Annotated in this window: 21 protein-coding genes; 9 read left to right on the plus strand and 12 right to left on the minus strand. The window is 44.4% G+C overall.

The window, feature by feature from the left end; all coding sequences use genetic code 11:
- Nucleotides 1-186: 186 nt before the first annotated feature.
- On the minus strand, nt 187-906 hold the full coding sequence (rph, locus tag AC2A4J_RS00270) for a ribonuclease PH (protein ID WP_114411413.1): 720 nt from the start codon (nt 904-906) through the stop codon (nt 187-189).
- Nucleotides 907-1,119: 213 nt separating this feature from the next.
- On the opposite strand from rph, the gene AC2A4J_RS00275 reads away from it, so the two are divergent.
- Nucleotides 1,120-1,986 (plus strand): YicC/YloC family endoribonuclease, encoded by an 867-nt coding sequence (locus tag AC2A4J_RS00275; RefSeq protein WP_205116489.1) that lies wholly within the window; start codon nt 1,120-1,122, stop codon nt 1,984-1,986.
- Between the two features lie 202 nt (nt 1,987-2,188).
- Here AC2A4J_RS00275 and AC2A4J_RS00280 read toward each other — a convergent pair whose 3' ends face one another.
- Both AC2A4J_RS00280 and AC2A4J_RS00285 read right to left on the minus strand, forming a co-directional pair.
- Nucleotides 2,189-3,538 carry a type II toxin-antitoxin system HipA family toxin gene (locus AC2A4J_RS00280; RefSeq protein WP_484174463.1) on the minus strand — a complete coding sequence of 450 codons (1,350 nt, stop codon included), beginning with the start codon at nt 3,536-3,538 and terminating at the stop codon, nt 2,189-2,191.
- Nucleotides 3,528-3,851 (minus strand): helix-turn-helix domain-containing protein, encoded by a 324-nt coding sequence (locus AC2A4J_RS00285; protein WP_484174464.1) that lies wholly within the window; start codon nt 3,849-3,851, stop codon nt 3,528-3,530. The genes AC2A4J_RS00280 and AC2A4J_RS00285 overlap by 11 nt, the downstream gene beginning before the upstream one ends.
- 726 nt (nt 3,852-4,577) lie before the next feature.
- Between AC2A4J_RS00285 and AC2A4J_RS00290 the strand changes: the two genes are divergently transcribed.
- Nucleotides 4,578-5,561, plus strand: coding sequence for a hypothetical protein (locus AC2A4J_RS00290; protein WP_484174465.1), 984 nt, complete (start codon nt 4,578-4,580; stop codon nt 5,559-5,561).
- Between the two features lie 357 nt (nt 5,562-5,918).
- On the opposite strand, the gene AC2A4J_RS00295 is transcribed toward AC2A4J_RS00290, so the two are convergent.
- The 3 genes from AC2A4J_RS00295 to AC2A4J_RS00305 all read right to left on the minus strand — a co-directional run bounded on the left by AC2A4J_RS00295 (nt 5,919) and on the right by AC2A4J_RS00305 (nt 10,773).
- On the minus strand, nt 5,919-6,692 hold the full coding sequence (locus AC2A4J_RS00295) for a hypothetical protein (protein ID WP_484174466.1): 774 nt from the start codon (nt 6,690-6,692) through the stop codon (nt 5,919-5,921).
- On the minus strand, nt 6,693-7,154 hold the full coding sequence (locus tag AC2A4J_RS00300; protein WP_484174467.1) for a Panacea domain-containing protein: 462 nt from the start codon (nt 7,152-7,154) through the stop codon (nt 6,693-6,695). It abuts the gene before it with no gap.
- 478 nt (nt 7,155-7,632) lie between these two features.
- A complete protein-coding gene (locus AC2A4J_RS00305; protein ID WP_484174468.1) occupies nt 7,633-10,773 on the minus strand; it encodes a DEAD/DEAH box helicase in 3,141 nt (1,046 codons plus the stop codon).
- An 849-nt stretch (nt 10,774-11,622) separates the two neighbouring features.
- Here AC2A4J_RS00305 and phnD point away from each other — a divergent pair.
- From phnD to phnE (AC2A4J_RS00325), 4 genes are read left to right on the plus strand one after another with little or no spacing between them, the layout of a single operon-like run.
- Entirely contained in the window at nt 11,623-12,564 is a 942-nt protein-coding gene (phnD, locus tag AC2A4J_RS00310) for a phosphate/phosphite/phosphonate ABC transporter substrate-binding protein (RefSeq protein ID WP_484174469.1), read from the plus strand.
- 8 nt (nt 12,565-12,572) lie between these two features.
- A complete protein-coding gene (gene phnC / locus AC2A4J_RS00315) occupies nt 12,573-13,367 on the plus strand; it encodes a phosphonate ABC transporter ATP-binding protein (protein ID WP_484174470.1) in 795 nt (264 codons plus the stop codon).
- Nucleotides 13,367-14,155, plus strand: coding sequence for a phosphonate ABC transporter, permease protein PhnE (gene phnE / locus AC2A4J_RS00320; RefSeq protein WP_484174471.1), 789 nt, complete (start codon nt 13,367-13,369; stop codon nt 14,153-14,155). Before phnC ends, phnE (AC2A4J_RS00320) begins: the two co-directional genes overlap by 1 nt.
- Nucleotides 14,143-14,952 carry a phosphonate ABC transporter, permease protein PhnE gene (phnE, locus tag AC2A4J_RS00325; RefSeq protein ID WP_255827211.1) on the plus strand — a complete coding sequence of 270 codons (810 nt, stop codon included), beginning with the start codon at nt 14,143-14,145 and terminating at the stop codon, nt 14,950-14,952. The genes phnE (AC2A4J_RS00320) and phnE (AC2A4J_RS00325) overlap by 13 nt, the downstream gene beginning before the upstream one ends.
- 55 nt (nt 14,953-15,007) lie before the next feature.
- On the opposite strand, the gene AC2A4J_RS00330 is transcribed toward phnE (AC2A4J_RS00325), so the two are convergent.
- The gene (locus AC2A4J_RS00330; RefSeq protein ID WP_484174472.1) at nt 15,008-15,835 is read right to left on the minus strand and encodes an ion transporter; all 828 of its coding nucleotides are present in this window, start codon (nt 15,833-15,835) and stop codon (nt 15,008-15,010) included.
- 254 nt (nt 15,836-16,089) lie between these two features.
- Between AC2A4J_RS00330 and AC2A4J_RS00335 the strand changes: the two genes are divergently transcribed.
- Complete coding sequence (locus tag AC2A4J_RS00335) at nt 16,090-16,224, plus strand: hypothetical protein (protein ID WP_255827214.1); 135 nt, start codon at nt 16,090-16,092, stop codon at nt 16,222-16,224.
- Nucleotides 16,225-16,290: 66 nt separating this feature from the next.
- On the opposite strand, the gene AC2A4J_RS00340 is transcribed toward AC2A4J_RS00335, so the two are convergent.
- On the minus strand, nt 16,291-17,184 hold the full coding sequence (locus tag AC2A4J_RS00340) for a LysR family transcriptional regulator (protein WP_255827215.1): 894 nt from the start codon (nt 17,182-17,184) through the stop codon (nt 16,291-16,293).
- 107 nt (nt 17,185-17,291) lie between these two features.
- Here AC2A4J_RS00340 and AC2A4J_RS00345 point away from each other — a divergent pair, with 107 nt between their 5' ends.
- Nucleotides 17,292-17,609 (plus strand): DMT family transporter, encoded by a 318-nt coding sequence (locus AC2A4J_RS00345; protein WP_484174473.1) that lies wholly within the window; start codon nt 17,292-17,294, stop codon nt 17,607-17,609.
- 26 nt (nt 17,610-17,635) lie between these two features.
- On the opposite strand, the gene AC2A4J_RS00350 is transcribed toward AC2A4J_RS00345, so the two are convergent.
- Nucleotides 17,636-18,442, minus strand: a complete 807-nt coding sequence (locus tag AC2A4J_RS00350) for an AraC family transcriptional regulator (protein ID WP_255827217.1) — start codon at nt 18,440-18,442, stop codon at nt 17,636-17,638.
- A 96-nt stretch (nt 18,443-18,538) separates the two neighbouring features.
- Here AC2A4J_RS00350 and AC2A4J_RS00355 point away from each other — a divergent pair, with 96 nt between their 5' ends.
- Nucleotides 18,539-19,741 carry an MFS transporter gene (locus AC2A4J_RS00355; RefSeq protein WP_255827218.1) on the plus strand — a complete coding sequence of 401 codons (1,203 nt, stop codon included), beginning with the start codon at nt 18,539-18,541 and terminating at the stop codon, nt 19,739-19,741.
- A 2-nt stretch (nt 19,742-19,743) separates the two neighbouring features.
- Here the strand turns inward: AC2A4J_RS00355 and AC2A4J_RS00360 are convergent, their stop codons facing one another.
- The 3 genes from AC2A4J_RS00360 to AC2A4J_RS00370 all read right to left on the minus strand — a co-directional run bounded on the left by AC2A4J_RS00360 (nt 19,744) and on the right by AC2A4J_RS00370 (nt 23,083).
- Nucleotides 19,744-20,250 (minus strand): DUF6622 family protein, encoded by a 507-nt coding sequence (locus AC2A4J_RS00360; RefSeq protein ID WP_484174474.1) that lies wholly within the window; start codon nt 20,248-20,250, stop codon nt 19,744-19,746.
- 20 nt (nt 20,251-20,270) lie between these two features.
- On the minus strand, nt 20,271-21,131 hold the full coding sequence (locus tag AC2A4J_RS00365) for an AraC family transcriptional regulator (protein WP_484174475.1): 861 nt from the start codon (nt 21,129-21,131) through the stop codon (nt 20,271-20,273).
- A 77-nt stretch (nt 21,132-21,208) separates the two neighbouring features.
- Nucleotides 21,209-23,083 (minus strand): sensor histidine kinase, encoded by a 1,875-nt coding sequence (locus AC2A4J_RS00370; RefSeq protein WP_484174476.1) that lies wholly within the window; start codon nt 23,081-23,083, stop codon nt 21,209-21,211.
- Nucleotides 23,084-23,093: the final 10 nt, after the last annotated feature.

Consider the following 23,093-nt stretch of genomic DNA (forward strand, 5'->3'; position numbering starts at 1 on the left):
TAAATAAAATAACCTTATTGATTTTAAAAAGCAGTCGGCCTCAACAATTAACCTATATTAAATATGATGTATAAAACGCAGTACCTCAAGTAAATACAAACGATTACCGCCAAACTTAGGCACAAAAAAAACCAGACGCCGTATTTTGACGTCTGGTTTTCATTAATACATACCTGTTCTAAATCTTTATTTGTCGAACAAGGCCGCGCGCTGCGCTTCCATGATTTCATTAATTCCTTTGCGCGCCACAGCCAACATGCCCATCATCTGCTCATCACTAAAGGCTTCACCTTCGGCAGTGCCTTGGATCTCAATGAAACCGCCTTTGTCGTTCATGATAACGTTCATGTCTGTTTCAGCGTTTGAATCTTCTGGGTAGTCCAAATCCAACACAGGCACGCCTTTATAAACGCCCACAGAAATCGCTGCAATTTGCGATACGATTGGATTCGCTTTGATTTTTTTGTTCTCAACCAAGACACGCATCGCGTCCGCTAACGCAACAAAACCACCAGTGATAGACGCGGTACGAGTGCCGCCGTCGGCTTGAATCACATCACAGTCAATCGTAATCGTGTTCTCGCCCAATTTTTTAAGATCCACCGCCGCACGCAAAGAACGGCCAATCAAACGCTGAATTTCAACCGTACGGCCAGTCTGTTTACCACGGGCGGCTTCACGATCCACACGGCTGTGCGTAGAACGCGGCAACATACCATATTCTGCCGTGATCCAACCTTGGCCCTTGCCTTTCAAAAAACGCGGCACGCCATGAACCACAGTCGCAGTACAAATAACTTTCGTGTCGCCACATTCGATCAGCACCGAGCCTTCGGCATGTTTGGTAAAATTACGCGTGATTTTCAGGGGACGTAATTGATCTGCTTCTCTTCCGCTTGGACGCATACTTGCTCTCTCTATCGATAAACATCATAAAGGCGCAATTATAACGAACCCACATAAAATTGCGCCCCCAGCGACAGGAAAACATGACATTGAGCACACCTGTCGAACACAGTCTGGTTAGGCTACAATGTCGCCTCTATTTTTAACAAAGTACTGGCAAGCACAGTAATCGTGCAAAGGTCTCTCTATTTATTTTTTACTTAGGTACTCAACATGACAGCAAGCATGACCGCCTTCTCACGCCAAGAAGCCGTATACGATTGGGGAACCATCAGCTGGGAAGTTCGCTCAGTGAATCAGCGCTACCTAGAGCCTAGTTTTCGTCTACCAGAAAACTTCCGCGAGCTTGAGTTTGCTTTTCGTGACGTGCTGCGTAAAAAAATCAACCGCGGCAAACTAGAATGCCAACTGCGCTTCCAAGGCGTAGACAAAGCCGCTACCAATCTGACAATCAATCCAAATAACGCCCAAGCCTTAGCAAACGCCATAGAAACGCTTGGCACATGGTTCAAAGATCTGGATCCTGCCAATCCTCTCGACATTCTGAAATGGCCTGGCATCCTCAGCGAAGAAGGCAGTGACTTTGAGATCATCAAAAAAGCCGTGGTGGAACTCTTTAACCAATCGGTAGACGAACTCATCCAAGTTCGCCTACGTGAAGGCGCACAACTCAAAGACATCATCGAACAACGTCTTGATGCCATAGACGCCATCGTTGTAGAAGTACAAGCCAAGCTGCCAGAGATCATCGCGGCGCAAAAACAAAACTTACTGGATAAACTCGAAGCCGCCAAAGTCGACCTAGACCCAATGCGCGTCGAAGCGGAAATCGTCCTACTGGCCCAAAAAGCCGACGTGGCCGAAGAACTGGATCGCCTAGCGACCCACACCAAAGAAGTCCGCCGCCAGCTACAACAAAAAGGCCCCATCGGCCGCCGACTCGACTTCCTAATGCAAGAACTCAACCGCGAAGCCAACACCCTTTCGTCAAAATCCATCGTCGTGGAAACCACCCAAAGCGCCGTGGAATTAAAGGTGTTGATTGAGCAAATGAGGGAACAGATCCAGAATATTGAGTAAGGCATTCTTCTATATAAGCTGCCTATAAATGCAGTGAAGAGGTGAACTTCACCTCTTCACTAGCTCTCTAATTCTGGTTATGGAATAGCGTTAACTTAATTTAACTCTGACCCGTTTTATTCAGAGGTCTACACAAACTGACTTTATCGGTAACAACCTGTAGACCTTGTATTTATTGTGAATTGAAAAGTTTGTTTTACTTTCATTGAAAAAGCGCTGCATTTTCCTGTTTGCGCTGATCCAATGTATTAGCAATCGCAGACACTGTTGTTTTACTGATCCCTTGCTGCTGTGCCAGATACGTAAATTGACTGATGGCTTCTGCGACTTCTTCAATGACTTGTCTTGCATCATTCCAATTCGAAAAGCCAGCACTGGTAGCAAGTTTTTGCATCACCTTAAGCGGTGGCGCTTTGCCATAACCTCCGAACGCAGTGGCGTGTTCGTTAAATGGATGCGGGCTGTAGGTAACATCGTAAAAAGGTGCAGGATCCCATTGACCGTCGTCCGCTTGCAAAAACGCCCAGTTTTTACTGTGGTCGTCTTGATTAGACGACAGCAGGTTAAAAACGGCGCGGCGAAATTGCAGTTGTCCAGCCGCTGGAGATTTACACAACTGACGGCTGGCTTTAATTAAATCAATGTAATCTAAACTTGGTGTTCGAAAGTCTGCATCCAGCAGCCCACACGCGCTGTGCATATGCAATCGACCTGAACTACGATTGCTGCCTAAGTCGGCCTGTTCAATGACATAATCAAAACGCTTAAGCGCTAACCACGCAGGCGCACCGCTTGAGGATGGTGCTTCAATGAGTTGCCATAGCGGTGGTTGACACTTAGCTTGCTCAGCCATTTGTAAATAGACTGCCTCACACAAACCTTCTTCATGGCCGAGCGCGAGATTTTTAGAAGTAAATTTAATCAGCCACGCTTCATCACCAGGCTTTGCAAAGGTTCGACAATGCCGAGCTTCTCCAGCAGGGATATAAATCTGTGCCTTTGGTCTTGCCCCACCCGAACTACCTCCGGCGACTAATGCGGCCAACACCTGTTGCGTATGCCCATCTAACTCATCGTGATTATCATCCATATAATCTGACATCGAAGAATCGAACAGCGTTTGTGCTTCTAAGCCTAACGTCGCTAAATCAATATCCGCGTGCGTGGTGGCTGAAAACTCAGATACTGGAGAAAAAGACAATGCTCCCATGCCTTTATCACCGACAAAGGCCAGTCTATCCATCGCCGTTAATTGATTAGGTAGGATGCCCTTTTGCCGGAAAATACGATCTTGCAACAGCATGCCCCAGCCATCGGGTAAACAATCTCCAAATACGCCATGTACACCTTGATGCAGTGCTTTAGGTGCAACTTGAACTTGCGTATTCGCTTGCAAGGTAAAAGGCGATAAATTGCCAAACTGCTGCAAATAGCTGTCTGCATACTGAAAAAACACGCCTTGCCGATTCTGCGCCAAGACCCCGGCAGCGAGCTGCTCGCCAGAGCTTAATGTACGAGTTACATTAAGCTTCTGAATGGGTTTAAAACTCATCTTTTAGCACCTCATCAATACTCGTGGGTATAGTAGCGCGTTCTTTGCTCGGCTGTGTGAGCTGATAAAGCCTATCCAATGAGTCGAGGGTCTGCCATAGCAATAGCAATTGGCGAAATGAAATTTGCCCAGTCAACTCAAACTTCTTAATGGTGGCCGCAGGTACGCAGCTTCGCTCAGCAAGCGTCGCTCGTGACAGCTTTGCCTGCTTTCGTAACTCACGTAAATAAGCCGCATAGGCTTGGCTTACATCGGTATCATCAAGTAAAGTAAAATTCATCCGCAAAGACCAAATAGATACAGTTATATCCATTATAGCGAAATAAAACAAAAAGTGGATATTATTGTATCCATTATTAAATGAAGTGTTGACAAATTTACTCGATAAAGCCTTTCAAAACTGCTATTTCTAGACCCTAACAGCAGCATAAAAACGGCACGGTTTTTCCATTGCTAACCACTAAGATTTTAGTAAAAGCCAGAGGCAAGTGGTGGGCAGTTTGGTGGGCAAACAGGCATTTTTGATCGGTTTCTTTTCGATAACTCATTGAGTTTGTTAGGATCTAGGCCGCTACTCAATGAGCAGATTCAGAATATTAAGTAAGGCATTCTTCTATTAAGCTACCTGTAAAATGCACCGAAGAGGTGAGCTCCACTTCTTCACTAGCTCTCTGATTCTGGCTATGGAGTAGCGTTAGCTTAATTTAGCTCTGATCTTTTTTGTTCACTTTCTTTTTGCTTAACTCTCTTTACAGCAACCGTTGCACTCGAACACTTTGGGTTGTTGCGTAACACTGTAGAAACCTGAAAAATGAGGAGGATACTCCCCCTCATTTTTCATAGGGGACGTCAGTCCCAAGCTGTCCTTCGCTAAAATTCGGATAGAGCTATAGGTGCTAGTCGTCCCTACCTCTTGCGAGTAGGTACGACTAAGCTACCTATATGAAGAAACTGCATAGTAATTTACTCATCGAAAATAGCTTATAATGCCCCCATAAACCTTTATAGACAAAAATCCAATCACTGTAGGAATAACTAAATGAGTAAAAGGAATTTCAGAATCCCATCTTCACCACTTGGAGTTATTCTCCTATTCATCGCTATACTTCTGATCTATGGACTTTTAAGTTTACTTCTTATCCCTTATCTTATGTTTGACGAATGGAGCTTACTAGATAATATTCGGAGCTTAATCCCTGATGATGATGGAAACACAAGCATTCACGCTGGAGATTTATTTGTCTCTTTTGCCGCATCAGCTCTACAAGATATCTTTTTTTTCCTATTCACAGGCTTGATTTTGCTGGCGTTCTCAATGAAAAAGCCTGAGGATGAGAATCTTGCTCAAAAACTAACCTACCTATTTCCTCAAGCAAAAGAAGATCAAATCCTTCGTGAGTACCTAGAAACGTCAGTAAATAAACTAGGTTGTATCTCCGATAAATCGAGTTTCAAATTTACTATACTAGCTCATGATGAAAGTGTTGACGCTTTCAAAATACAGGTTCACTTTGAAAGCCATCTTAGGAACTTACACAACAAAGATAGCTACTCAGACCCGATGCTAGGTATGTCTTTAGAATCAGATCTTGAGGACACGCCTTCTAATGGACTGTATGGCCAATTAGAGCATGTAAAAGTGTATACTTTCGATAAGAGCGGCATCTTAGACATTATCGAGTCATCACACGAGTATCCGGTCAACATGACAGAGAAATTGTTCAAACATAAATGTAACTTCTCTGTTAAGCCTCAATCTGTAGCTTTGTTTGATGCAAAACATTGGGATTGGAGTCCTACAAAGAAGACTCACAATTTGAGAGTCTCTAGATTTACACGAGCAATTGAGTTTATATGCATCAATAATTCCGGAGTTCCTGTCGAAATCGAGCTGAACTCCATAGGCTCAACAGACAAAGCTACTTCAAAAGACTTGGAAAGCCATGAACATACATCAATGCAACTGGTTGATGTGCATCCAGGAAAGGGAATTTCCATCCAGATAAACACAAAAACAGAATAAAAAAAATTTACTTATACTAAAATGGAATATAAAATAGTTGGATGTTGTACTTTGCCCTTGGTAGTATTTTCATAACAAGACGTGAAGCCATTCGTATCTAGTACCTACGGCTCGTCTTGTTGGTCTATACTATCGTTATAGTTAGATAACTGGTTTCCAAGGAGAAACGTATGTTTAGCAATGACTTCACAGGCTGGTAAGATTCTCTTAGAGAGCCTATACAATAAGACTTAATTCAAAAGGGGCCACATTTAGGCTCCTTTTTGATTTCTGCAACTCAGCTCCTTAGAATCTGAAATCTCACCTATGGCGACAGCTTATCTCATTCCACACTCAAAAACCTTTGAGAGCGTAAGGTTACTCATTTTGAAGATAGATTAGCCCTGCAGTGAAAATCTCCGAGTAATCATTCGCTTGACCTGAATCAATCAGATTTATAGCTTCTTGAGCATCATCATTAGACAAGTAATGTATTACAGCATTAGTTAACCGATAATCAGCTATAGAAATATTCGCTACAGCTTTCTTATACCCACAACTGTCATCGCTGCATTCTTGCGAAGATATCTTTTCTATCGTTTGGCAAGCCATATAATAGTCGGTAGGCAGAGGGGAGCAATAGTTTACCTTGTAGCTATGGCTCTTAGATGGTTGTATGTTGTGAAGTGGATCTAACAGAAGAACATTGAAAAACCAGTGCTCATCGAAAAAACCAACGACTCTTCCATTAGCTTTTGATATTTGAAATTGAACAATAGGAAACTCTTGTTCATTTTTCAGATAGTTACTAGGAAGCCAATCAAGCTGTTCTCTTTGTATAGGTATATTTTTTTGAGTCCAGTTGATCTCGTGAAATCTGTACCCCGAACTACTTTGCGAAGCCCCATCTTTAAGGAAGTCAGAAACTTTCCTATCGGATAGATCGCCTAGCCGTTCTAGCAATGAAGAAAACCAAGAAATCTTTGTATTGCTTTGGTCAAAGCCAAAGTTTTCAATCTGACGAAAGTACTTAAAGCTAAAGATCCAATTGATTTCATCTCTCAATAGATTGAAATCTAATTTAGGTTGAACTCTTTTAGGATCAATTAAATCATCAGATATAACCGGTTTAGGTCGTTTTTTCCCAGACATTTAAGAAAGACGCTTTGCATAGAATCGTTGCATCAGACCTTCATCGATCTCGACTTCACATCGAGCACTATCTGGTAAACCATTTCGAGCATGTAACCAAGGGTCCTCTTGGTGAGTCATATCTTCTAGTTGACTGCCTGATAATCCTGCGTAAACATCTAGGACATCATCTACGGCTACCCTCTCATTTTCACCAAGATTATCTTGCCCACCTAGACAATCTTCTGTATTCAAAGACGAATACATATACTTAGTCTTAACAAATCTATCGTAGATTTCGCGACTAACAGGACCATGAACCCACGCCTGAAACTTCCCATCAAACAATGGTTCATCTTCTATTGCTAGATTCCATGCCTGAACGTAATAGAGAAGCTTTTGAACTTTCAATACCGATGGGAACTCGCCAGCCTCGACAAGCTTAACAATAATGTAGTCGCAAACATCATGTATCGTAGCCATAAGCTAATCTCCTTACCGAACAGCGTACCTAAGTATAGAGCGAAGATTGTACGCAAACTCCTTAAGTTAGTCTATTAAGTATACAATAGATTATTGGAAATCACTTTTTATCCTAGCTACAACCAACTACATCATCTGGCAAGTTTTTCCCAAGATCCCAGCTTTGAAATAAGGAACTTAAATTATCACATAAACAATTTATTTTTTATTTTTTATAATTATTCAGATCCAGAATATTGAGTAATTTAGACCAGCACCTGAATAGCTCTTTTCATTGCATCAAAGAGCATTCATGCTAGAATTTATTCCACGACTCAGCCTTGTACGCAGCGATTCAGTTACGCTGGCAGTTAAGGCGAAAAAACCGGCTTCGGCCGGTTTTTTCATATCTAAGGAGCAAGAAAGAACGGGGTTCTTCAATGATGGGTATCCCTCTTGGACAACTTAGTTGCTAACCACTGTAGTGATCTAACATAACCTACCCCACCGCCAGTTTTGCGGCCTGTTGCCACATGAAGTGCGGCATAGGCGTTTTCAGTTGCCATGTAATGCTCATCGGTTGCGAACCGGTGTGAGACACGTATGCCACTTCTCCATAGTTAACAAAGCCCATGGTACGGCCATATTCGTCTTTGGTTTGCTCTCGCACAAACAAGAATAGACGTTTGCCGATTTTTTGATGCTGGATGTATTCCAAGCCACGCCCTCGATCCGGTCTTGCGCTGTTTTGTGATTGCCAATGAAACAATGACTCGTTGATGGCGTAGTCGTGGTACATAGTAGTCGGTGAAAACTGCTTTTCGTTTTTGTCGAGCGTAACGAACATTAGCTCTATATTTTGATCTTGAATAACAAACACACCTTCTCGGGCAGGCGGTTGACGTTCAAACGTCGTCGCACCAAATGCCGCTAAGATCTGCTCTCTGGCGTAGCGAGCATGCACTTTAAGAGGCACATCTGGCAGCTCGTTCATATCTACCAATTCATGCTTTATACGTGCCAGCTGCAAGTGAATCACGTCGGCAAGTTCCTCCGCCACACCTAGGTGACTGAGCTGTTTGATACTTTGTGCTAATGACGCAAAGCCAGCATCCGGGCCCGGCTTTTGCCAGAAGTCATAATGGCACATCACCGTACGACGATCGTCAGCACTGATGCCGCTGAAGTCAGACTGACAAAGCAATGCAAGAAAGTTTAAATAACCATGATCGTCACAGGTCAGAATGCGGTTATGAATTGCTTTACGCACTATTTTAAAGGCTTCACCGATCCGCGAGCCCTCGTTAATTTCATCTTTGGATTTCGCTACCAGCTCAGCCCAGCTGCCACGTTTATACAGCTCATTTAAATCAATGTGCGGATGCTGAGCAATAAAGTTCGCTAGTGTCAGAGGTTGTGTGGAATGCTGTGGAAATTGGCGAATCATGTCCGCCAGACGACTTTTAGTAAGTGTTGCTAGACGAATGTTACTCAAGACCAGCTCTTGGGTGCGTTTCGTCAGCTCAATTCGGCACCCTAACGGCGCATGAGGGAAGCCTTGTTTGATTTCATCAATGATCGCTTTTGGACTTCTATCGATTAACGCTCTGAATTTATTGGCAAAATCGTACTCTGGTCGTGAGTTTCCAACGAAGTCTAATACCGTACAGCACTCCTTTCCTTCAGCTAGGCGCAAACCACGGCCAAGCTGTTGTAAGAAAATGGTGAGACTTTCCGTTGGCCGTAAAAACAGCAAGGTATCGACTTCTGGAATATCGACCCCTTCATTGAAAATATCCACGACACACAACACATTGATTTGTCCGCTACGAATCGCCTGCTGCTTCTGTTGACGCTCATCGCTGTTATCACTGGTCAGCACATCCGCCTTAATACCTTTAAGCACAAATTGGCTCGCCATATACTTTGCATGCTCACGGCTAACACAGAATGCCAATGCCTTCATTTGGCTAATATCGGTAACGATCTCCTGCAAACTCAGCAGTATCTTGTCAAAACGAGCTTGGTTGTGAGTATAAAGATTGGTGAGCTGCGCAATATCGTAACGGCCACGGTTCCATGGAATCGACCGTAAATCCGTATCGTCATCAACACCAAAATACTGGAACGGTGATAAATGACGCTGGTTGATGGCTTCTGGTAAACGTAACTCAGCAGCAATGACACCACCAAAGTCGGCCAAAATATCACCGCCATCATGACGCTCCGGTGTCGCTGTTAAGCCCAACAATAAACTCGGCTGAAAATAGTCCAACACAGCACGATAGCTATTCGCTTTAATATGATGCACTTCATCAATCACGATGTAATCGTAAAAGTCTGACGTAAGCTTGAGCTGATCCAATTGGTTATTGAGCGTCTGGATCGAAACAAATAACTGACGATAATGCGCTGGCGAATGGCCGCCAACCCAAAGCTCACCAAAGGCACCATCGCGTAATACACCACGGTATGCCGCACGAGCCTGCTTTAAAATTTCTTCTCGATGCGCCACAAATAAGAAACTCGCGTTCGGCTTCATTTTCACAAAACGAGCAAAATCAAACGCGGAAATCAGCGTTTTGCCTGTACCGGTTGCGGCCACAACAAGATTTCGAAAGCGTTGGTGAATTTCTCGCTCTACGGTCAACTGTTCCAAAATCTCACTTTGATGCGCAAACGGCGTGACATCAAAAAAGTGAGTAGTGCTTTGTTCATCGCCACCACGCTGTTGTCGCAAGGCTCGATTGAGCTTTTCTGTGCTGCTTGTATCGCCATTAAATAACTCAAACTCATTGGAAACCCAATAGGTCTCAAATGTACTCAACGACTTGTCGATGATATGAGGGATTTCTTGTGACGTGATCTTTAGATTCCATTCCAAGCCATTGGTCAGGGCGGAATGGGATAAGTTAGAAGAGCCAATGTAGCCCGTGTGAAAGCCGGTATTGCGAAGAAACAAATAGCTTTTAGCATGGAGACGTTCGCGTTCGGTGTTGTAGCTCAGTTTTACTTCGGTATTGGGTAAACTCGCCAAGTACTCCACGGCTTTCGCATCGGTCGCGCCCATGTAGGACGTTGTAATAATCTTTAGCTCTCGACCGCTGGCGGTGAACTCTTCAAGCTCTTTGCGGAAGATTCGAATCCCCGCCCACTTGATGAAGGATACCAACCAATAGATCTTATCCGCAGACAAGATCTCTCGCTTCAATTCGGATTCAAGGGATAAACCCGCATTGCTGCCACAAAACAGTTCGCTTTGCGTCAGTCCCGTCAGTGGAAAGACATCTTCCACATATTGCTTAAGATTGGCTGCGACAGGGTTTTCCAGCTCATATAAAGCAGTCAGAATTTTGCCTTGGCTATCAACCAGGTTTTCTTCGATTAAGCCATCATCCTGCAAACGCTCTTTCAACCAAAGCAGCAATTCATTAGACAACTCTATTTGCTGCTGTAATTGTTGGTCACCCTTAGGTATAGAACCAATAGCGTAGTCGAGAATGTTGCCCAAAAAACGAGACAACCACACTGACGCCTCAGCTGCTGTCAATTCGCGTTCACCTACATAGAAACGCTCGCGATCGAGACGCTTTTCTACTAGCTGAGTAATCAGCTGTTCATATATGCCAGACTGTTGCATAAACTCCCTTTTGTACGATTTCAGCATAGTGATTAAAAGCAAGCCTCAGAGGCATTCGCTCTTATAACGGTGAACTATATTCCCACTTTTTAAAAACGAATGGGACCATAAAACTACGTTTAACCGTAAACCATCTACCAAAAGCATGTGGAGAGCAATCAGAACTCTCACTCCTTCCCTTTTTTCATCTCCCGACGCAGTTCCTTCAACTCTTGCTGTAGTTGTTGCATTTGCTTCTGTGTCGATATCTTCTTTGTGTTCATCGTCGTGCATGGTTTGTACAGCGCTAACGATGACGGCGATGAAGAGGTTGAGCAGGGTTAGTGTGTTTGGCTAAGTAGTGTTAACTAAGGATTTATCCAAATAGCCCTAAAAGCCCAAGGGATGGCGTGCTACTTTGAAGCTTCCTACTCAAAACCCGATTTTGATGAGTCGTATGGATTGAGCTTTGATATGTCGATACCATCGACATATCAAGCTTTCATGTCGAAATTCTCCAACTTTTTCGACATGAGAAAACGAAATTCTTATGACATGTCTATTTTTTCGAATTTTTTATACATAACCCTACAAACATTAATCGATTTTTGTTTAGCAAGTTGTGCGCTGAGGCGGATGCAGGGCTGATTTGCACAGCATTGAAGAGGTTAAGCATGTTTCAGGTCGCCATCTGAATAAAAGGAGCAATATTTTTACAATTCCCCTATCTTCTTAATCTTTCGAAAGATCTCCCCCTCTCCTCTGTCAGCATATCGTCACTAGAGTGTCATATTTTCACGTTAGAGTGGATGTCACGCTCCCAATGAATTAAATCAAATCAACCATCATCTCATGGGTAAGGAAGACTTTATGAAACGCCTTTGCACACTCGCTTTTACATCTGTCATCGCCGCTAACGCTGCGTACGCGGATTTTTCTCTAGATAGCCGCTACGTGGATAACGATAACGATCTGGTAGCTGATATTCCTACGGATAAATCTAAGCTGACAGACCCTAGCACGTTGATTTTTGCCTACACACCAGTGGAAGACCCAGCAGTATACGAAGATGTTTGGTCAGACTTTTTAGAACACATGGAAGACGTAACAGGTAAAAAAGTAAAATTCTATCCTGTTCAATCCAACGCGGCGCAAATTGAAGCCATGCGTGCAGGTCGTCTTCATGTAGCGGGTTTCAACACAGGTTCAAACCCTCTAGCTGTTGCGTGTGCGGGCTTTCGTCCCTTCGCGATGATGGCGGCAGCAGATGGTTCATTTGGTTACGAAATGGAAATCATCACTTACCCAGGTTCTGGCATTAATAAGCCAGCAGACATCAAGGGTAAGAAGCTAGCCTTTACTTCTCAAACCTCGAACTCTGGCTTTAAAGCGCCCTCTGCGATTTTGAAAGCAGACTTCGACATGCTTCCTGAGCGCGATTTTGAACCTGTTTTTTCTGGTAAGCATGACAACTCTATCCTAGGCGTTGCGAATAAAGACTACCCAGCCGCAGCCGTTGCTAACTCTGTTTTACACCGTATGGTCGAGCGTGATGTCGTGAAAGCCAATCAAATTAAGTCCATTTATAAGTCTCAAACCTTCCCAACTACGGGCTACGGTGTGGCGTATAACCTAAAGCCTGAGCTACAAGAGAAGATCAAAGAAGCGTTTTTCACGTTTAATTGGAAAGGCAGCAAACTGAAGCAAGAATTCAAAAGTGAAGATCAATTCTTACCTATTACATTCAAAGAACATTGGAACGTTATTCGTAAAATTGATACCGCCAATGGCGTTTCTTACAGCTGCAAATAGGCGATCACGTGTTAAAACTTGAACATTTAAAGAAACGCTATAAATCTGGCCCTTGGGTACTGAAAGACATTAGCTTTGAAGTACCTGAAGGAGAAATCGTTGGATTAATCGGCCCCAGTGGGGCCGGTAAATCTACCTTGATCCGCTGTATCAATCGTTTGATTGAACCATCCGAAGGTAACATTTACTTGGCAGACGCTTGCCTTAGCAAGCTGTCCACCAGCCAAATGCGTACCCAACGTCGTAAAATCGGTATGATCTTCCAAGAATATGCGCTGGTCGAACGATTAAGCGTGATGGAAAACGTTTTATCTGGTCGATTGGGTTACCTGCCATTTTGGCGTAGCTTCTTACGAAAATTTCCAAGCGATGATATCGAGAACGCGTTTGAATATCTGGACCGAGTTGGCTTAATCGATCACGCCAACAAACGTGCAGATGAGCTATCCGGAGGCCAACGCCAACGTGTCGGCATTGCTCGTGCTCTGGCGCAGGACCCACGCCTTTTACTGGTCGATGAACCAACAGCAAGCTTAGACCCAAAAACCTCACGCCAAATCATGCGTCTGATCCAGTCTATCTGCCGTGAGAACGGTTTGCCGGCCATCATCAACATCCACGATGTGCCATTAGCCCAGCAATTTGTGGATCGTATTATCGGTCTTCAAGGTGGCGAAGTCGTATTCGATGGCAAGCCAGATGAACTGACCGAAGATGTGCTGACGCGTATTTATGGTGACGAAGACTGGCACCCGGAACCACAAGATGATGCGGATGAACTTGAACAGGCGGAGGTGGCTTAATGCGTACTTGGCAAAAGCCGCATTACCTAGTCCCCAATAAACGCTGGCGTTTAGCGCTGTGGGTTATGTTTATTGCCTATTTAGTGGTTGGCATTGGTAGCGTCGAGGTTAACTGGATGCGTGCTTATGAAGGTTTAGATCGCGGTGCAAAATTCCTTGCTGGCTTTTTACAGCCAGACTTTACCAGCCGAGCGAAAGACATCTACGCAGGGATTTTAGAAAGTCTGACGATGACGGTCACCTCGACCGTAGTGGGTATTCTGCTGTCGCTGCCTTTTGGGGTGGGTGCAGCGCGTAATATTTCTCCTAAACCTGTGTACTTGTTCTGTCGCTCTTTCATCGCTTTGTCGCGCTCTATGCAAGAGATCATTGTGGCGATATTCCTTGTCGCCTTGTTTGGCTTTGGTGCATTTGCCGGCTTCCTAACGCTGACTTATGCCACTATTGGCTTTCTTGGTAAGTTACTGGCTGAAGAAATCGAAGGCATTGACCGCAAACAGTTAGAAGCAATCAGTGCCACTGGCGCCTCTTGGTTGCAGCGCGTTCACATGGCCATTTGGCCGCAAGTGATGCCGCGTATGATTGGTTTGTCTTTTTATCGTTTTGATATCAACTTTCGCGAATCCGCGGTGATCGGCATTGTTGGCGCTGGCGGTATTGGCGCGACCTTAAATACAGCCATCGATCGCTACGAATACGACTCAGCTGGCGCCATTCTTCTTATCATTATTGTCATTGTTATGGCGTGCGAATATTTATCAGGATGGATTAGAAAATGGGTCAGTTAGATCAATCGACGCTTTGGCATAGCAATAATCGTCGCCACGCGCGGATCGTCTGGGGGTTCTGGTTTATCACTGTGCTGCTAACGGTCTACTGCTGGCAGGTGATGAATGAAGAAACCATGTGGGTGTTTGTCTACGATGCTCCCGAGCAAGGTGCAGACCTTCTAAGCAGGATGTTTCCACCCAACTGGCTTTATATAAACCAGCTGTACGAAGCCTTGTGGGACACGCTCAACATCGCTACGTTAGGTACTTTACTTGGTGTGATATTGGCGTTTCCAGTTGCGTTTTTAGCGGCCAGAAACACCACGCCATCAACCAAGTTTGTTCGCCCTGTTGCGCTGTTTATCATCGCGGCATCACGCTCTATCAACTCCTTGATCTGGGCATTGCTACTGGTGTCTATCTTAGGGCCTGGGATCTTGGCTGGCATCATCGCCATCGGCTTACGCTCTATTGGTTTTGTCGCCAAGCTGCTTTATGAAAGCATAGAAGAAACCAATGGCACCAGTGTGGAAGCAATCGAGTCTACGGGAGCATCACGCTTTCAGGTGATCAACTACGCAATCATCCCGCAGATATTGCCAGCCTTCTTGAGCATCGCGATCTTTCGCTGGGATATTAATATTCGAGAATCGACGATTCTAGGACTCGTTGGCGCGGGCGGCATCGGCTTGTTCTTATCCTCGTCACTGAATACCTTGGCGTGGCCTCAAGTCACTTTGATCATCCTTGTGATCCTTGCCACCGTGGTCATATCGGAATACTTCTCGGCAAAAGTACGTAGTTTGCTTATCTAAACCAATTACACCATTAGACCTCATGGCTAATGGTGCAAATGGGTTCCTTTAGTTCCTACGATTTATTCATATCTCGACGCAGTGCCTGTAATTCTTGCTGGAGCTGTTGCATTTGCTCCATTAGCTGTTGCTGTGTCGCTTTTTCAGCGTCTATCTCTTCTTTGTGTTCATCGTCATGCATGGTTTGCACAGCATTGACGATGACAGCGATGAAGAGGTTAAGCATGGTGAAGGTAGCAATCAGAATAAAGGGAATAAAAAACGCCCAAGCATAAGGGAAGGCTTCCATGACAGGACGCGCGATGCCCATAGACCAGCTTTCTAAGGTCATCACTTGGAACAGGGTATACAAAGACGCGCCTAGGCTACCAAACCATTCAGGAAACGCCTCACCAAATAATTTGGTCACCATCACCGCAGCCACGTAATACACCAGCCCCAACACCATAGCGATAGACAACATGCCATTTAGGGATTTGATTAACGCCCCAACAATTTTTCGCATCGATGGCACGAAGGTCAGCACGCGTAAGACCCGCAAGACTCTCAGCGCACGCAACACAGCAAAAGGACCACTAGCAGGAACTAAGGCAATCCCCACGACGATGAAGTCAAAGACATTCCAACCATCTTTGAAAAACGCAAAACGATGTACCAGCAAACGAATGCTGAGCTCAATCACAAACACCGTCAAAATAGCCTTGTCCAATGCAATTAAAAACGGACCAACGGCTGCCATTACTTCAGGCGACGTTTCTAAGCCTAAAAGAACGGCATTGATTAAAATCAGCGCCAATAAAATTCGCTGCACAGTGATATTTTCAATAAACACCTTTAAGCGCTGACGCACGGAACCTGTTGGAACAAGCGATGTACTAGACATGTATAACCTCAATCTCAAGCAACCCAAAACTGGGATTAAATTGACGCCATTCTATGCCAGAGTAGAAGAAGGTCAATCTCTTTTGCTGCAAACACTTGGGGCTGTTTAAGCGTTTTTCCATACGGCTTTTCGACAGAAAGAAAGAGCAACAACCTGTAAAACCCTTTATCCTAAGTTAAATCAAAATAGTGGCTTATCCTTTACAAAGCTTTTTGTTAATCTGTAAAGACTCCTAACAATAAAGAGGTTTGAACATGAAGTTTCCATTATTAGTCATTGCTGTAACACTTGCATTAGCTGGCTGCGCAAATACTTGGGAAGGCGTGAAAGAAGATTCCTCAAAAGCTTACGACAGCACGAAAGAAACGATTCATGAAGCAACCGAATAAATCGTTTTTATAGGTTATGACAGTATTTTAAAAGCCCGCTTCTACGCATGGTAGAAGCGGGCTTTTTCACATACAAAGGTCAGCAGAAAACGCATTTTTACAGGCGTCAAATAACCATTGATGAGCGGGGCCGCGGTTTGCACCTTTTTTGTAAACAAGATCCACCGGAACGGACCAAGGCTTGTGGTCAAAAGTCACGTCGATTTTATGAATGTTGCCGGTTTGAATAAGTGGCTGAACCAAGGATAAAGGCAGGTAAGCCCAGCCTATTTTTTGTTGCATCAATTCTAAAACAGCGTAATAACTTGAACACCACCAGACACTGGGCGTCATGCTAATCAATGCTTGGGGCTCTTTTTTCAAAGTGCCACGTACGGCAATTTGACGATACGGAGCAAGGTCCGATTCCGATAGCAAACTCAGTTCGGCCAACGGAAAATCACGGTGACAAACAGCAATAAAGTCCACACCGCCAACATAGCAAAAATCGACCTGCTTGTTCGCTTCCACTTCTGAAAACATCACGCCTATGTCGACATTGCCATTAGCAACCGCGTGAATAATATCGGATGAGGTTAGAGAAAGAATATCCAGTTGGACATAAGGAAATTCATCAGCAAAAAGTGCGAGCACTGTCGACATATTGGGTACAAACAGCGCGTCGTCAACGGCTATCGTCAATGCGCTTTCCTCATTGCGAATAATAGATTCGGCAATTTTTTCAAGCTCATGGGATTGGGCTAACAGTGCTTTTGCACTGCGGATTAAGCGCTCCCCTTCTGTTGTTAGTCTTGGACTGCGAGATGAGCGATCAAACAGCTCGACTCCCAAGTCTATTTCTAAGTTACTGATGCCATGGCTCACGGCAGACTGCACCTTGCCGAGTCTTCTTGCACACGCTGAAAAAGACCCTAATTCAGCGGATAACACCAGCATATTGATTTGCTCTAAACTCAACATATGAAAAATATCGATAGTTAATAACTTTTTATCATCATAAATATCGATACTATAAAAAGCAACTTCGCCTACTTAAGTGCGAATATTTTTTGTATGGAGTAATAAACATGAGTTGGGTCTATTTGCTATTAGCAGGGCTTACTGAAATCGGCTGGCCCGTTGGATTAAAAATGGCGCAATCAGGCGGATCAAAACTGTTAGGAGTGGCCATTGCCATTTTCTTTATGGCAATAAGCGGTACCTTGCTTTGGTTGGCACAAAAAGAGATCCCTATGGGCACCGCTTATGCGGTTTGGACAGGAATCGGCGCATCAGGCACCTTTTTGTTGGGTATTTGGTTCTATGGCGATCCGACATCATTGCTTCGCTACATGGGCGTGTTGCTGATCATCCTTGGTGTAGTAGTTTTGAAGTTCGCTCACTAAAACAAGCACTTGCACGATAGATTCCCTTACTTTCCCCACCGCTCGATCCGATATTGTCTTGGTGATTTGCCCAGCGCTTTTTTAAAGAAGGTGATAAAAGCGCTGACGGAGTCGTAGCCTAGCTCTTCGGAGATGGTTTGGATCGGCATGTTGATCGCTAGCTTTTGCAGAGCAAGAACAATGTGAAGCTGACTTCGCCACTGACCAAAAGTGAGCTCTACATGACGCTTAATCATTCGCGCCAAAGTGCGTTCGCTCATAGCGAAGTCGCTGGCCCATTCGCCTAGAGTGCGTTTTTCGTTCGGTCTGGCAATCAGTTCAAGAGCGAGACGGTTGAGTGTTGGTTCGTCTGGAATGGGGAAATCAAACTCTTCCCGCTCCAACTGAATAAGCTGGTCGATCAGGACATCAACCAGCCGATCTGTTGCAAGGTCGGTTTCTTCATAGCGTTGTTGCGAATGCAAATGCAATATCAGTTCACGTACAAAGGGCGTGACCGTCAAGGTACAAGCAACTTCTGGCAGCGGTAAATCACGGCCATCAACAAACAACATACAAACGTCAGCATTGGGCGATATCTGGTTGCGATGCATCTCATTACTTGGAATCCACACTGCGCAACGTGGCGGCACAAGCCACATTTTGTCGTCGATAAAGCTAGTAACAACGCCAGTGAGTGGTAAAACCAGTTGGCCTTTTTGATGTTTGTGCCAAGGTGTTTCTTCACTATGCGGCACGGATTGCGAGCGCAAAACAAGAACGCGATGCGGATAATGATCCGCAAAACAAAGGTCGGTCAGTGTCTCAAAAATGCTTTTGTCTGTATTTCGCAATTTATTGTCCAAGTCTCTCAATTCAGTAAGCAGAGTAACCCATATAATAGCGAATCGACAATATCTCCCGAAAACCTCTTTTTCGAAATGGACGCCATGAAACGAATACTTAAATTAGCGCAACACGACGCGGCATTTTTACTCTTGTTTATTTTTTTGGTGGCGCTGAGTTTACGCGGCCCCGTAACAGGTTTGCCGCCGTTACTCGATAGAATCAGTACCGACCTGCATTTAAGCAGCTCCCAATCTGGTTTGCTCACCAGCTTGCCGCTGCTGGCCTTTGGTTTTTTTGCGCCGGTAGCGTCTTGGCTGACTCGCCATTTTCGCATTGAACGTATCTTAGCTTCTGGCGTGGCTTTGATTGCGATTGGCATGGTGATTCGTGCTTTTGGCTCAATAAGTACCTTGTATGTTGGTGCGATATTTATTGGCGCAGGCATTGCCATTGGTAATGTCTTGTTACCCAGTTTACTGAAACGCGAATTTCCGAATTACGTGGTTCAGCTCACGGCGATTTATGTGCTGATGATGAGCATCGGCGGCTTTTTGATGTCGAGTCTTGCGGTGCCGTTGAGTTTATATGCCGAACAGCCAAGTTTTGACCTACCAATGAGTGGTTGGTCGTTTGCTCTGGCCTGTCAGAGTTTGTTGATTCTGTTACCTCTGGTGGTGTGGTTTAGCTGCAAAATAACCCAACATCAACCGCCGCAAACCGGTAACGTTGAAATACCAACATCCGTCTGGCGCTCTGTCACAGCATGGCAAGTAGCGGGATTTTTGGCGGTCAATTCGCTAGTGAATTACGTAGTGGTCGCTTGGGTGCCGGCTATTTTAATGAGCAACGGTTACACCGATTCAACGGCTGGCTTGTATCAAGGTTATTTGCAATTGGCAGGAGCGGTTCCTTCGTTGATTTTAGCGCCGTTTATCCATCGCTTAGGCAGCCATAGACGACTCTGCTTAATTGCCACTGGATTAACGACATTAAGCTTAGCTGGCTTTTTGTTCATTCCAAGCTGGTCTGGCGTTTGGTCGGTGTCTTTTGGCTTTGGTGTCAGTATGGGCTTTATCTTAGGCTTGTCTTTTGTCAGCTTACGAACCAACAGCCCAAAACAAGCCGCAGCCTTGTCTGGTATGGCGCAGTTAATCGGTTACACACTCGCGGCTATTGGTCCTGTTTTGCTTGGTGCACTTTATGATTGGCAGCAATCGTGGACGGCATCCCTCTATGTCATGTTAAGCATTGGCGTAATTTGGATGGGTTTGGGTTGGATGGCGAGTCCAAAGCCAGACCGTTAAGTTTATGGCGAATGGTAGGCTTGAGTCGTACGGCTCAAGCGCCATAGCCTCACACTACGAGCAGCAAACACTCCGCTAAATACGCCATAAAGCAGCGATAATCCATCCACAACAAATGACAGAGTGAGAAAAGAACTCTGCATGCCTTCCATCACACCGACCGTGTATTTAATAGTAAAAATTCCCAAAATAAGAAACAGAGGTCGCCAGCTACCTTGAATAAAAAAGCATTGCATCGACTCATCAAAACGAGCCTGCTGCGATGGAAAAATCAATACACCAATCAGTAACGTCGCCACAAAGCTAACGCCCCAAAACAACAAAGAATCAAAACCACCACCAAAGCTTGATATCACTCCGTGCAGAGAAAATACGATCATCACAACGGGCAAAATAAAGGCTCTATTTTTCGGCACTTGTCGATCACGACTTTGTTTTATGCCTAAATAAACCAGAAAGCCTAACAGCAACCAAACCCATATTGGGGTATGCGTAACAATGTCTAACACCTTTGACTCCTATGAAAAGTTCATTTTAGAGGTAAGTACACATCCGTAATGAGTTCATGCTCAGCCACCTCTGGGAAATGGTTTTGATATTGAAAAAAACATGGCGCATCTCTCGGCTCTTCCCCGCTGCTCGGTAACCATTCGCCATAAAGGAAATACAAGCAACGACTAATACTCTCATAAGGACCAAAATGGCGAACCACGGCGTAGCGACCGCCTTCGAGGGTACTGTTGATGACACCATATTCATTGTCATCCACTTCGCTCATCACTTCTGCTGCAATGTCACAACGAAAATCTTCTGGAGCCACCACCGCGGGATCTTCATAAACGATGTTGAAAGTTCGACTTTTCGATATAGGCAACAAGCCAGATGCTTTGCGCCACTCTCTAAATATGGCGACCGATTCCATAATTCGGCTCGGTGCCCCTCGGTGCTTTAGCAGTGCGATCTTGGTCGTATCGAAATGAACGATGTCTACTGTCATGTTTGGCTCTAGCTGCCTATCTAGCTTATGAAAGTGCAAACCTAATTTTTCTAAGTCTGGATGGCGACGAAAGTCACTTGGAGATTGTGAATAGGCTTTTTTGAAGGCTCTGGAAAAGGATTCTGGATGATCAAACTTTGCGCTCATTGCAATTTCAATAATGCGCTTATCTTTCATAAACACCAACTCATAGGAGGCTCTTTTTAAGCGCAACTGCTGCACAAATTTAAACACACCAACGCCTATAAAATGCGTAAACTGACGGTGAAAGTGGTATTTAGAAAAACACGCCACATCACACAAAGTTTCGACGCTAAGATCGTCATCTAAGTGTTTATATATGTAATCACATACCGCTAGCATGCGCTTTTCGTAATGCTTTATTGATGCCACTTTATGAGCGTTCCATCCAATTCAGGGAGTTAGGACAGAATACCCTGTTTCTATCGAAGCGGTCATGACAGAAGTTGCTAAAGTGTCTCGCTCTCTGCCTCCTCATCCTTTTGAAGTTGTAACGGAACAGACAGAGTAAATGTCGTTCCAACGCCCACTTCTGACACAACATCAATGTGTCCTTTCATGAGTTTATTCGTCCATTGGCTTACTAGATGGAGTCCTAAACCTGTATGTTGATTTGTGCGGCCGGTAGTCACAAAAGGCTCAAAAATACGAGCTTGAATTTCTGACGAAATACCTCTGCCATTATCTTTAATCACAAGAACGAGGTTGTCTTGCTCCTTTTTCGCAACGAGTGAAATCACGCCTTTATCCAATCGTTGGAAAGCATGATCGAGTGCATTATCGATAAGATTTTGAATAATTTGAGACATGACGCCAGGGTAACCAGACATGCTAATGTCTTCTGGGCATTCACTCTCAATATGAAGGTCCGAACGTTTTTTCAATACGGGTTTATAAGTAAACAAGATGTCATTAACAACGTTATGAAAGAAAAATTCCTGCATATCCTGAGCCGTTCTATCCGACACAATACGTTTAAAGCTGGTTACCACATCTAATGCGCGAACGAGATTCTTTTCCGCGATCATTAATGAACTATCTATTTTCTCAAGCCCTTTAGAAGGCTGTTGCTTGGCCTCTTTATCCAGCCAGACCTTGCACGACGATAACGCCATTCTGACACCACCAAGTGGTGTATGCATTTCATGAGCTAAACCGGCGACCATCAAGCCTAGAGAAGACAGCTTGCTGGTTTCAACTAGCTCGTCTTGAAGGTCTACTAAACGCTTATTCGTCAGACTAAGCTTGCGGTTAGCCTGCTCCGCTTGAGCTTTTTCTTGCTGTACCAATTGAAGTAATCGATAGGTTTCAAATTGAGCGGTCACTTGTCGCCAAACCAACCATGCAATCAAGGCATAGAGAGCGACAGCTCCTCCGATTATGCTAAGAATTAACCTCATTCGCCACGCAGAAAATGCGTCAGAATTAGAACGGGCAATAAAATACAAAGATGGCGTTTGCGAACTTTGGACATCCGCCTCCTCATCTATATACAGCTTCAAGAGACTCCATAAACGGCCATCATCGAAAATTCGCTCTAGCCCGTCCACATTATCCATTTCTTGCCAAATAGCCGGAAAATGCGTTTTGATATTAAAGCTCAAGTTGTCAGGATAGAGTACTCCACCCCACTCAAGGCTTTTGTCAGCCGCTAATACCCAATTGCCATTCAAGTCCAATATTTCTAAATACACCCCATCACTGCTAAAGGTCCGAGCAAGCTCAAATAATTTACTCAGATCATAATTCACCACCAAAATTCCAGGTATGTCGCCCTTCACTCTGACGACTCCACGAACCGTTGGCTGAAACGGGCGAACAATTTCTTTATTTTCAATATTCAAATCCAAAGAGGAAATATATACCTCATTAACGCCATCAGGCGCATTTTGCACATAATGCCGATCCGCTTTGTTTTGTAGTTGACCCTCTGGTACACGAGTTATGGCACCGGCTTGGGAGTTGATTCGAATGTGCTCTTGGCCACCTGGCATAATCCAGCGCACTTGAGAAATAAGCTTAGATGTTCGAGCAAATTGATTAAATTCATCCACCACCTGAGCTTCCCAGTTACTTGGGAGTGTCTTTTCGCTCTGTGTAGATAAGCGAGCGTTAACGCTGTTACGTAGTAGCAAGGTAACGCGCTTAATATGTCCCATTTCACGGCTAAAAACACTGGCGCTACGGGACAATACTTCCGATTCATTCCATGCTAGTTCACTGATTTTGTTATCTAAAAAGAATCGATAACTGCCCCAACTTAGCAAAATTGTGAAAATTAAAATACCTGATAAATATATGAAAAGTAATGACTTTTGTGACATCCGTTTACCA

The organism is Marinomonas sp. ATLA20 (genome assembly GCF_057180105.1).